13 protein-coding genes are annotated in these 10,421 nt (G+C 66.3%); 11 read left to right on the top strand and 2 right to left on the bottom strand.

The window, feature by feature from the left end; translation table 11 throughout:
• Positions 1-121 precede the first annotated feature (121 nt).
• The 9 genes from IEY82_RS38455 to IEY82_RS38490 all read left to right on the top strand — a co-directional run bounded on the left by IEY82_RS38455 (position 122) and on the right by IEY82_RS38490 (position 6,145).
• Positions 122-451, top strand: a complete 330-nt coding sequence (locus IEY82_RS38455) for an SCO3933 family regulatory protein (protein ID WP_189129228.1) — start codon at positions 122-124, stop codon at positions 449-451.
• Positions 444-1,763 carry an FtsK/SpoIIIE domain-containing protein gene (locus IEY82_RS38460; RefSeq protein WP_189129229.1) on the top strand — a complete coding sequence of 440 codons (1,320 nt, stop codon included), beginning with the start codon at positions 444-446 and terminating at the stop codon, positions 1,761-1,763. Before IEY82_RS38455 ends, IEY82_RS38460 begins: the two co-directional genes overlap by 8 nt.
• 21 nt (positions 1,764-1,784) lie before the next feature.
• Positions 1,785-2,429, top strand: coding sequence for a DUF2637 domain-containing protein (locus IEY82_RS38465; protein ID WP_189129230.1), 645 nt, complete (start codon positions 1,785-1,787; stop codon positions 2,427-2,429).
• A 19-nt stretch (positions 2,430-2,448) separates the two neighbouring features.
• Positions 2,449-2,790 carry a hypothetical protein gene (locus IEY82_RS38470; protein WP_189129231.1) on the top strand — a complete coding sequence of 114 codons (342 nt, stop codon included), beginning with the start codon at positions 2,449-2,451 and terminating at the stop codon, positions 2,788-2,790.
• A gap of 16 nt (positions 2,791-2,806) precedes the next feature.
• The gene (locus IEY82_RS38475) at positions 2,807-2,968 is read left to right on the top strand and encodes a hypothetical protein (RefSeq protein ID WP_189129232.1); all 162 of its coding nucleotides are present in this window, start codon (positions 2,807-2,809) and stop codon (positions 2,966-2,968) included.
• Positions 2,969-2,973: 5 nt separating this feature from the next.
• Positions 2,974-3,096: a hypothetical protein gene (locus IEY82_RS40080; RefSeq protein ID WP_263648929.1), complete on the top strand. Its 123-nt coding sequence runs from the start codon at positions 2,974-2,976 to the stop codon at positions 3,094-3,096.
• Between the two features lie 97 nt (positions 3,097-3,193).
• Positions 3,194-4,606, top strand: coding sequence for a replication initiator (locus IEY82_RS38480; protein ID WP_308016030.1), 1,413 nt, complete (start codon positions 3,194-3,196; stop codon positions 4,604-4,606).
• Entirely contained in the window at positions 4,593-4,784 is a 192-nt protein-coding gene (locus IEY82_RS38485; RefSeq protein ID WP_189129233.1) for a helix-turn-helix transcriptional regulator, read from the top strand. Before IEY82_RS38480 ends, IEY82_RS38485 begins: the two co-directional genes overlap by 14 nt.
• Positions 4,781-6,145 carry a tyrosine-type recombinase/integrase gene (locus tag IEY82_RS38490; protein WP_189129234.1) on the top strand — a complete coding sequence of 455 codons (1,365 nt, stop codon included), beginning with the start codon at positions 4,781-4,783 and terminating at the stop codon, positions 6,143-6,145. The genes IEY82_RS38485 and IEY82_RS38490 overlap by 4 nt, the downstream gene beginning before the upstream one ends.
• Positions 6,146-6,224: 79 nt before the next feature.
• On the opposite strand, the gene IEY82_RS38495 is transcribed toward IEY82_RS38490, so the two are convergent.
• Positions 6,225-6,974, bottom strand: a complete 750-nt coding sequence (locus IEY82_RS38495; protein WP_225264395.1) for a P-loop nucleotide/nucleoside kinase family protein — start codon at positions 6,972-6,974, stop codon at positions 6,225-6,227.
• A gap of 236 nt (positions 6,975-7,210) precedes the next feature.
• On the opposite strand from IEY82_RS38495, the gene IEY82_RS38500 reads away from it, so the two are divergent.
• Positions 7,211-8,974, top strand: a complete 1,764-nt coding sequence (locus IEY82_RS38500; protein WP_189129235.1) for a hypothetical protein — start codon at positions 7,211-7,213, stop codon at positions 8,972-8,974.
• Between the two features lie 2 nt (positions 8,975-8,976).
• On the top strand, positions 8,977-9,270 hold the full coding sequence (locus tag IEY82_RS38505) for a hypothetical protein (protein ID WP_189129236.1): 294 nt from the start codon (positions 8,977-8,979) through the stop codon (positions 9,268-9,270).
• A gap of 6 nt (positions 9,271-9,276) precedes the next feature.
• Here IEY82_RS38505 and IEY82_RS38510 read toward each other — a convergent pair whose 3' ends face one another.
• Positions 9,277-9,765, bottom strand: coding sequence for a hypothetical protein (locus IEY82_RS38510; RefSeq protein ID WP_189129237.1), 489 nt, complete (start codon positions 9,763-9,765; stop codon positions 9,277-9,279).
• Between the last annotated feature and the right edge of the window lie 656 nt (positions 9,766-10,421).

Genomic DNA, 10,421 nt, shown 5'->3' on the forward strand with positions numbered 1-10,421 from the left:
CCCGGCCGGTGTTCTTGACCATCGCGTCAATCTCACCACACCAAGACAGCCATGCCAACATTGACAACTGAGCCAACTAGGTTAACTATGTTGGCTACGACGAATAAGGAGGTCACCACCCATGCGTTCCGTCCCGATCCCCGTGGATGTCAGCAAGCTCGCCATCACCTGCGTCAAGGCCCCGCGCCCGCGCGTGCTCAACCGCGACACCGGCGAGATCAAGACCGACAAGAACGGCAACACCGTCTACGAGGTCACCGTCTCGGTCGAAGACGAGTTCGGCCGGATCGAACTCGTCAAGATCGGCACCACCGGCGAACCGCCCATCACCACCGGCGACACCGTCACCGCCGTCGGCCTGCTCGGCTACGTCTGGGAGATCGCCGGCCGGTGGGGCATCGCCTACCGCGCCTCGGCCCTGCTCCCCGCCAGGGAGGCCGCCGATGTCTGACGCGCTCATCGTGCTCGCAGCCCTGGCCGCCATCGCGGCCGGGCTGCGGGCCTGGCGCCACCTGCACTACCCCTCCTTCTGGCTCGCCATCGGCTTCCCACTCACCGCCGCCTCCGTCCGCGCCTCGTGGAGGCGCGTCGCGCTCGGCTGCAACCTGACCAAGAAGCGGCAACGCTGGTGGTTCACCACCGTCCCCGGCGCGATCGCCTCCACCGGCCTGGTCAAAGTCCGCCGCCGCTTCCAACGCGTCGCCGTCGACACCAAACCCTTCATGTGGCTACCGCTGCCCACCCGGCACGGCTGGCGCGTCACCCTGCACACCCTCGAAGGCCAAACCCCCGGCGACTACGCCGACGCCGCCGAACGCCTCGCCCACTCCTGGGGCGTCCACGCCATCCGCGTCTCCTCACCCCGGCCCGGCCGCGTCGTCCTCATGGCGACCATGCGTGACCCGCTGGTCAAGGTGAACGAGCTACCGCCCTCACCCGACCTGCTCAAGGTCACCGTGGGCAGGTTGGAGACCGGCCAGCCGTGGACCATCGACTTCCGCACGGTGCCGCACTGGCTGAACGCCGGGGCGACGCAGTCTGGCAAGTCCAACCTGGCCAACGCCTTGATTGTTGGCCTGGCCGCGCAGCCCGTGGCGCTGGTCGGTTTCGACCTCAAGGGCGGGGTGGAGTTCACGCCGTACGCGCCGCGGCTGTCGGCGCTGGCCACCTCCCGGATCGAGTCCGTCAGCCTGCTGGCTGATCTGGTCGCCCTGATGATCGACCGGATGGGGTTGTGCCGTCAGGCGTCCGCACGCAACATCTGGCAACTCCCGCCCGCCCTGCGGCCGGTGCCGGTCGTGGTCCTGGTCGATGAGCTGGCCGAGCTCTACCTGATGGCCGACAAGTCCGAGAAGGACGAGATCGCCAAAACCTCCACCGCGCTGCTGCGGGTCGCGCAGCTCGGGCGGGCGTTCGGCATCTACCTGTTCTGCTGCGGCCAGCGGATCGGCTCCGACCTCGGCCCCGGCGTCACCGCCCTGCGCGCCCAATGCTCAGGACGGATCTGCCACCGGGTCAACGACCCCGAGACCGCCACGATGACGCTCGGCGACCTCGACCCTGCCGCCCTGGCCTCGGCTCGCGCAATCGCCGCCGAGACACCCGGCGTCGCGATCGTCGCCGGCCAGGACGGCCAGTGGTATCGCGCCCGCTCCTTCTACGTCAGCGAGCAGACCGCCGAACAGGCAGCTCAGACATACGCCCACCTCGCCCCGTCCTGGTCAGAGATCACCACCCACCTGCCCGAACCCATCACCGCCTGAACCGAAGGGAGGGGTGCGACGATGCGACGCTTGGTCTGCCGACTGCTCGACACCGGCCCGGTCCTCGTCCTGGCCGCCATCGCGGGTGCCGGATCGTTCACCCACATCCGCCAGACCGCCACCGAGCACGGCCAGACCGGCTGGATGTCCTGGGCCATCGCCGTCTGCATCGACCTGACCTGCGTCATGGCCGCCCGCGAACGCCAACGCGACAAGAACACCGGCAAAGACCGGCGGAACAAAGTGTCGTGGCCCGTGCTCGTCCTGACCGGCGGCATCGTCCTATCCCTGGCAGCCAACCTCGCCCAAGCAGCCCCAACCGTCTGGGGCTGGATCACCGCCGCCACCCCAGCCGCCGCCTTCCTCATCGCCATCTCGATGCTCGAACGCCGCGCCGCGCGCCCTCATCCCGAACCGGCTCCGGCGGCGTCGTCCGCGCCCGTCCTAGCCTCGTCCCCCGTCCCTGAACTCGTCCCGCACAACCCCCAGGACCAGGACGACCGGGACGGCGACCTCGCGCCCGCGCTCGTCGCCTTCGCCCGCCGCGTCGCCGACGAACACCACGCCCGGCACGGCAGACCCATCACCCGCGACGCACTACGCGCCCACCTGGGCGTGTCCAACCAACTCGCCTCCGACCTGCTGCGCACCCTGCGCGCTGCCTGATCAGAAGGGAGACCGACCGATGCCCTACGACCACCGCGCCGCACTCATCAACGGCCTGCTGGAACTGGCCGCGTTCCTGAAGGACCACCCGGACCTGCCCGTCTCCAAGAGCCTCACCCTGCACCACTTCTCACGCCACGACAGCGACGCCGAACAGTGCGCCGAGATCGACCAGATCGCCGCGCGCATCGGCTCTGTCATCGACCAGAAAGAGATCCCGTACGGCCGCTACGCCACTTCACGGCGCTTCGGCCCCGTCGAATACCGCGCTGTAGCCATCCTCGCCGCCGCCCGCGCCCGCCACCGCGCCGAGGAAAGCTATCGCGGTTGTATCCAACCCGACCCGGCACCCGCCACCTGACCAGAAGGGACCGATCATGCGCATCCGCATCGACGGCACCCGAGCCGAAATCGTCGACGCCCTGTTCCGCCTGCGCCTGCACTTCACCGTCTACGGCGTCTCACGCGTCTACCCCGACCGCGCCCACCCCCACCACTGGCGCATCTATCTCACCACCCGACCACGCGAAAAGCGGTGAAGGCCATGCCCGAACACCCGCTGGTGATCCGCTACCGCTGCTGCACCTGCAACGGCACAGGAATCGACACCGACAACGCCCGCTGCCACGACTGCGACGGCACCGGCATCGACAACCACGGCGCCTAACCAGCGCGGCGCCCCCGGCCTGGCCGCACATCCGCCAAGACACACGCCAGGTCGAGGGCCATCCCCTCACCCGAACGAGTGAAAGGAGGTCTCCATCTTGCCCACAATCCACGCCAACGCGCACGCCAAAGCGGGCATGATCGCCCGACTCAACCACCCCGGCTACGACCGCTGGGCATCCCAAATCCGCGCCACCGGCGGCTGCCGCCAACCCATCCACCTACGCGGGAAGATTGACCACTACGACCGCGCCACCGGGACACTCCTGCACCGCTACACCACCAAACACGAACCCGACGGCATCTTGCGCGTCCCCTGCAAGACCCGCCGCGCCACCCGCTGCCCCTCCTGCGCCGAAACCTACCGAGCAGACACCTACCACCTCATCCGCGCCGGACTCATCGGCGGCAAAGGCGTCCCCGAGACCGTCACCGCTCATCCGACGCTGTTCGTCACCCTGACCGCCCCGACCTTCGGCACCGTGCACACCCGCCGCGAGCACAACGGCAAGGTCCAGCCCTGCCACGCCCGCCGCAACGCCACCACCTGCCCACACGGCCGCGTCCTCTCCTGCACTGAACGGCACAGCAAGGACGACCCGCGCCTCGGTGAACCGCTCTGCCCCGACTGCTACGACTACACCGCAAGCGTCCTGTTCAACGCCCTGGCCCCGCTGCTGTGGAAGCGCTTCGCCGACTCCGTACGCCGCCACCTCGCCAAGCTCGGCGGCCTGGCCCTCAAAGACCTGCGCCACCACCTGACGCTGTCCTTCGCCAAGGTCGCCGAATACCAGCGGCGCGGCGTCGTCCACCTCCACGCCGTCATCCGCCTCGACACACCCGGCGGACCGGCATCACCGCCCCCGGCCTGGGCCACCACCGACACCCTCACCCAAGCCATCCAGCACGCGGCCCACGCGGTCACCGCCACCGCACCCGCCCACGAGGACCAGCCCGAACGCGTCCTGCGCTGGGGCACCCAGCTCGACATCCGCCCCATCACCCTGAACGGCGACCTTACCGAACAAGCCGTCGCCGGCTACATCTCCAAGTACGCGACCAAGGCCGCTGAGTGCGTCGGCACCCTGGATCGCCGCATCAACCCCCTGGATCGCCGCATCAACCCCCTGGACAATCTCGACGCCTTCAACCTTCGCGATCACCCCAAGCGGCTCATCGCCGAATGCATGCGACTCGGCGCCCTGCCGGAGCTGGCCGAACTCCGCCTCACGAACTGGGCCCACATGCTTGGATTCCGCGGCCACTTCTCCACCCGCTCCCGCCGCTACTCCACCACGCTTGGCGCCCTCCGAGCAGCCCGCCAACACCACACCCGCGACAACGACATCACCACCGGCCGCCTCCCCCTCTTCGACGAAGACACCATCCTCGTCATCAGCGAATGGCAGTACGCAGGCAAGGGCTACTCCGCCGGAGACCAGATCATCGCCGCCGCCCTCACCGGAACCCGCCTGCCAGAGCTCGCGGGGGTGGCCGATGAGTCGCTGTGACGAGTTGCTTACGGTCCCGCAGGTCCTCGACGAACTGGGCGGCGTTTCCCGCCGCACCTTCTACCGCTGGCGCGAACTCGGCCGTGCGCCGGTCTGCGTCCAACTGCCCAACCTCGAACTCCGCGTCTGGCGGAGTGATCTCCTGGCCTGGCTCAACTCCCGTCGGGAGGCAAGGTGAACACCACCTATGACGTGAAGCTCGGCGGAGTTCAGCATCGCTCGGACCGCGACACACCCGCCTACATCGCCCGCTGGAAGGTCGCGGGCAAGGCGAGGTCCAAGAGCTTCCGAACCAAGGGCCTGGCGAACGCCTTCCTGTCCGACCTACGCCAGGCGGCCAAAGTGGGGGAGGAGTTCGACATCGCGACCGGCCTGCCGGTGTCGATGCTCGCTGCTGGCTCCTCTGGCCCGTCGTTCCTGGAATTCGCCCAGTCCTACGTCCTTCGCCGCTGGCGGACCTCGGCAGCCCGCACCCGAGAGACGGACGCATACGCGCTCCTGTCGCTGGTTCCCGCCTTGCTGTCCGACGGACCTGGCCGTCCCAAGACTGACGACCTACGGGAAGTCCTCAGGATTCACGCACTCCTTCCCGAGGATCGGCGGGCCGACCTCACTCCGGCCCAGGGTGTGACCTTGAGGTGGCTGGAGAAGGCATCGCTTCCGCTGTCGGCGTTGGGCGACGCGGCTGTCCTCCGTACGGCGCTTGACGCCATCTCGGTGACCTTCGCCGGTGCCCCGGCTGGGGCGAACACGGTACGGCGCAAGCGGGCCATCCTCCACCACCTCCTGGAGCACGCGGTCGAGCAGAAGGTGTTCGGCGCCAACCCCCTGAACGAGATCAAATGGACAGCGCCCAAGGCCGTCACGGTCATCGACCCTCGTACGGTGGTCAACCCGATGCAAGCGAGGCAGCTCCTCGACTCCGTGTCGATGGTGGGCCGCAAGCGGGGGCCCCGGCTCAAGGCGCTGTTCGGCTGCATCTACTACGCAGCGCTCCGGCCGGAGGAGGCAGCGGATCTCCGGGCGAACAACTGCACCCTTCCCGAATCGGGATGGGGCCTGATCGTCCTGGAGCGGGCGCGGCCTCAGGGCACGAAGCGATGGACGAACTCCGGCGAGACTCACGAGTCCCGGAGCCTGAAGCACCGGGCGGACAAGGAGACGCGAGAGATCCCGATCCCGCCAGTGTTGGTTGCGATGCTTCGCGAGCACATCGCGGAGTACGGCACGGCCAAGGACGGCAGGATCTTCCGCACGGGGACAGGAGGTGTCTACTCCAGCTCGGCATACTCCTACGTCTGGCAGGAAGCACGGAAGCTTGCTCTGACCCCCGCGCAGGTGGCGTCGTCACTCGCTGCTCGGCCGTACGACCTCCGCCATGCGGCGGTGTCGCTCTGGCTGAACGCTGGCGTCCCGGCCCCTGAGGTTGCCAAGCGCGCCGGGCACGGCGTTGATGTTCTGCTCCGGGTCTACGCCAAGTGCATGGATGGCCAGCAAGAACAAATCAACGGAAAGATCAACGACGCTCTCGACCCGTAGACCTGCTCGCCCCGGGCCCCGGCACCATGGCCGGGGCCTTCCTTTTGTGCAGGCTCGTGACGGGTCTGTTCCCGTTCGGTCACGTGAGGACCTGCTTCAAGCTCTCCCGAGTCTGCTTGACCAGGTCGATCGCGGCGCCCAGCCGGTTATCGACGGCGATGTCTGCCGTGGCTGGAATGTTGTGGATGTCCAGCCCGCTGGTGTAGGTGCCCCAGTTGGCCAGCTTCCAGGCGTCGCGGGCCGCGCTGCGGAACTCGATGTGCCGGCGCATGGACTCGATGTCGCAGCTCATCCAAATCACCGCAACGTCAACGCCCATGGCCGCGCATCGGTCGGTCAGTCGGCATATCCAGTCGGCGTCGGCCAATTCGGCGATGAACGGCGCGGCCAGGATGGCCGAGGTTCCCACGTGCAGGTTGTCGAAGGCGGTCTCCATCAGGCACCGGTACTCCAGTGGGCGAACTTCGCGCAGGTAGAGCTCGGTGTGCCGGTCGTGAAGATCCCCACCGAGTGATGTAAGCAGGCGCTCCGCCATAGCGCAGGTCATGGAGTCCTTATCGAGGAGGGCCCAGCCGGTGATTTCGGACAAGAAGCGAGAGAACTCGGTCTTGCCTGATCCGGCGTAGCCGCCGACGAGCGTGAGAGTCGGCCTGGCGATTTCCTGGCCGCGAACGCGCCAGGCGTCTACCGCACGGTTGAGGAATGCCGTCCGTTTGATGCTCGGTGGGTTGTCGAAGACCGCATCAAGGCTTTGTTCGATGACCTTGGCGGCGGTGTTGCTGGTGGTGGGATCGGTGGGTCGGGGCAATGCCGCGATGGGATTCTGCACTCTTGTATTTTCACTGCGCGTGGGTGCGTGGACCTCTGACCTGCATGGAATTGCCGCCCCTCGGTCACCTTCGACAATCAAGCCGGGTACTGCGGCCGAGTTCAACCAAATCCATACTTATCACGACTATCCGTACACAGATGCTTTCGATTGCTTCTGAGAATGTATATCGCGTTTACCCGAGACGTCTGATGTGCTTGACTCCCGGCGTGTAGCCACACCCTCGGGGAGGGGCCATGGGGGAGTTCGTCGGGATCGATCCCCTCGGTGCAGACAAGCTGATCCGCCAGATGGAAGCCGGAAAGGATGTCCTCGCCAGGGCGCGGCCGGGGCTCGAAGCAGCGATCGCGGAGGCCGGCGAGCAGTGGGCCGGCCGCGAGGGGGTCGCGGCGATGCACCGCACCTGGGCGTTCTTCCACGAGTCGCAGCAGGACCTCAAATGGCGCATCTACACCATCAAGCGGCTGGTGCCGACGAATCAGAAGGGCATGCTGACCAGCACCTTTCCCTTCAGCAACGAGACAGCGGCGGCGCAGGCGGCCAAGAAGGACGCGGCAGCCATCGCCGAGGCGCTCAAGTACCACGATCAGTTCCTTTCCGGGCAGAGCTGGAGCACGGTGGAGAAGGCTCTGGCGGCGCTCAAGGGCAGAGTGGACGATCCCAGCTATGCGGCGGCGCTGCTGACAGCGCTCGGACCCGCGACCTTCCAGAAGTTATTCCGCGACTGGATGAACACCCAGGCCGCCGGGGCACGCAGAGGGCTCACCCCGGACGCGCTCACGCGGGCCGACGACTCCTCGCCGGGCCTGCTGGCGAGAGCCTTCGCCAGCGCGGAGGGCTTCGGACGGCTCGGGAACGACTGGCAGAAGATGGTGGAGACAGCCCCATCGGACATCCTGACGGCCCTGGTTGCCCAGGCGCCGCAGTCCGGCACGTTCCTCAATCGGGTGGCGACCAACCTGCTGAACCGCCCGCCGAACTCTGACACGTTCCCCACGGACCCCAACTGGAACCTGTACAACCTGGCCAAGGCGTATGAGGCGAATCCAGAGGCGTTCCGGCGATTACTGGTCGAGCATCAGAAGGAAGCGGGGGTCATGCTGGACGCCTACACAATCAGGTCGTCCGGCGTCCCCGAGTACGAGGAGGCGCTGGCCAAGGCTCTGCATGGGGCGTTGAAGCCCGGCGCCGGTGCGGATGATCTGCGTGAGCGGGCCTGGATCACCGTCATCAACAGCATCGGGTCCGAGCACACGCTCTGGGTTGGCGGCGGCATCGGGACCTTCGCCAACTCGCCCATCAGTCGAGTGCTGGCACAAGACATCACGCCCATCCTCGACAAGCTGGCCCGAGGGCAGGCCGAGCGGAACTCGCCAGAGGTGCCCTACCTGGAGTCCAGAGCGCCATGGGACAAGCTCGACCCAACGGTGAGCGCTCGGTTCCTGGGCGCGCTGATGCAGGACTCCGCCGCGGCCGACACGTTGATGAAGGCGGGACAGAATTACACCAAGGAACTGGATATGGGCCGCTTCCATCCTCTGGACCCGGATCTTTACGCGCGAGAGGCACACCTGAACCTCGCCGCGCGGACGGGGGCGCTGTCGAACCTGCTGCTGGCTGGCTCGACATACGCCGAGTGGAGCGACGACGAGTATGCCGAACGAATAGCCGGTTATGTCCTCATGCCGGTCGACTTCGTCAACAACAAGTACCTGCCCATCGACAGCGCGGTTGTGTCCACCGGCAAGGACAAGGGGCTCGACGATGTCAAGGGCGTCATGAAAGAAATGATCACGAACTACCTCGACAAGAAGACGCCCGAGGACGCCGAAGCTGTTGCCGACAAGCTGGTAGAACAGCAGGCGAACTTTCTGGTCGACTCGCTCAAGGCTCATGGACAGATGCCGCTCGCCGCGGGTGACAGAGCCTTGATGAGAGACGCGATCAAGGGACGACTCTTCAGTGCCCTCGTCCAGGCGCTGCAAAGACGGGGTGGTTGAGCATGCCCGTCAAACACCAACTGCTCCGTGAGGCCGCCGAAAAGGAGGCGCTCGCCTCCACCTTCACCAGATACGCCCAAACCGTGGCCGACGCGTTTGCAGGCATCCCGTCGAAGCCCAGCGACAGCGAGCCCTTCTGGAAGGGACCCGCCTCAGAGCGATATCTCACACATGCCGTCCGGCTCAGACGCGAGATGAGCGACCTGGAGGACTCGTGCCTGACCACCGCCGAGAACCTCCGTCGCCGCGCCAGGCAGCTCCGCGAGGAAGCCGCGAAGGTGCCCGATCCCATCTGAGCCCGTTCAGCCGGCGCGAGGGTAGCACTCCGTCTTGCCGACGATCACCAGGTTGGGAGCCTCAGAGACGCGCCCGACCAGCACGAAGGTTAGATTGGCCTCTGCGTGATGCGTCACCACAACGCCCAGCTTGTCCTCCCAGACGTCGAGCTCGTCCACGACCTCCCGATAGCCCAAGGCCTGAAGCTTGCCTTTCAGCAGCCCTATGCGACTGACCGGATCCTGACTGGCCAGATCCGTGAAGTTACCCTTGGCCATGAAATACCGCTGGATCTCGCCCGGCGTGCATGAAGTCGTCCGGTCCTGGTTGGCTCGCTCTTCCGTCAGCCCGGTCAGGTCCGCCTTGACCATCGACAGCAGCGCGTCCCCGTCGTTCACTAGCTGCCGGGTCGCTTCCTCCAGCGTCGGCCGCTCCGGTTCTCCCGAGCAGCCCGTCAGGACCGCGAAACAGATAAGTATCGCGGCAACTGACCTCGAACTGGCATCAAGGCGCACGACCCGGACCTTATCCCGACCGGCCGTGCTCGTACATCCGATTCACTTCAGCTATAGCGAGCCGCGATAAAGGCGGGTGCGCACCGCCCGGGACGTTGGCGGCCGAATGCTTGGCATAGGTATCCCGGGCGGAGTGGAACCGCCGCTGACCTCGGGGATTGCGTCCAAGATCATCCCCCGCATGTCCCCTGATCAAGGTCCTACGGCTGCATACGGGTGCTTCCGGCGACCTATCAAGGGCCTGGGAAGCAAAAGACCTGCGGCTCAGAAACCGCAGGTCAGTGCACGAAATACCTGGTGGAGATGAGTGCCCCCGGCAGGATTCGAACCTGCGGCACCCGCTTTAGGAGTCAGATGATCGAGACAAGCCTCACAGGGCTCTGACCTGCTGAAACAGTGCGAGGCCGAGGCTGGCCAGGAGCCCTTGGGAAGGGATTGGGAAATGATCACGGCTGCCAGCTCACTTCACCCAAACAGGGACCCTAAAAATGTTGCCTCCGTGGTCTTGTCCTTGGATGGAACGGAAGGCGGCATCCCGATCAACCCATATTCGGCTCTTCGACTTTGAGGGGGAAGCTCACCCTCATGCCGCTGGGTTGATCGTTTGATGTGTGCAGGCCAACCGTACGCGGCGGCGTTGGTTGGTCAGGTTGCGG

This window comes from Nonomuraea cavernae (assembly GCF_014646355.1).
GTDB lineage: Bacteria > Actinomycetota > Actinomycetes > Streptosporangiales > Streptosporangiaceae > Nonomuraea > Nonomuraea cavernae.

Bases quoted from the DNA above. Each gene is read 5' to 3' on its own strand.
- IEY82_RS38470 (WP_189129231.1), top strand. From the start codon at position 2,449: ATGCCCTACGACCACCGCGCCGCACTCATCAACGGCCTGCTGGAACTG.
- IEY82_RS38500 (WP_189129235.1), top strand. From the start codon at position 7,211: ATGGGGGAGTTCGTCGGGATCGATCCCCTCGGTGCAGACAAGCTGATC.
- IEY82_RS38465 (WP_189129230.1), top strand. From the start codon at position 1,785: ATGCGACGCTTGGTCTGCCGACTGCTCGACACCGGCCCGGTCCTCGTC.
- IEY82_RS38475 (WP_189129232.1), top strand. From the start codon at position 2,807: ATGCGCATCCGCATCGACGGCACCCGAGCCGAAATCGTCGACGCCCTG.
- IEY82_RS38460 (WP_189129229.1), top strand. From the start codon at position 444: ATGTCTGACGCGCTCATCGTGCTCGCAGCCCTGGCCGCCATCGCGGCC.
- IEY82_RS38505 (WP_189129236.1), top strand. From the start codon at position 8,977: ATGCCCGTCAAACACCAACTGCTCCGTGAGGCCGCCGAAAAGGAGGCG.
- IEY82_RS38455 (WP_189129228.1), top strand. From the start codon at position 122: ATGCGTTCCGTCCCGATCCCCGTGGATGTCAGCAAGCTCGCCATCACC.
- IEY82_RS38485 (WP_189129233.1), top strand. From the start codon at position 4,593: ATGAGTCGCTGTGACGAGTTGCTTACGGTCCCGCAGGTCCTCGACGAA.
- IEY82_RS40080 (WP_263648929.1), top strand. From the start codon at position 2,974: ATGCCCGAACACCCGCTGGTGATCCGCTACCGCTGCTGCACCTGCAAC.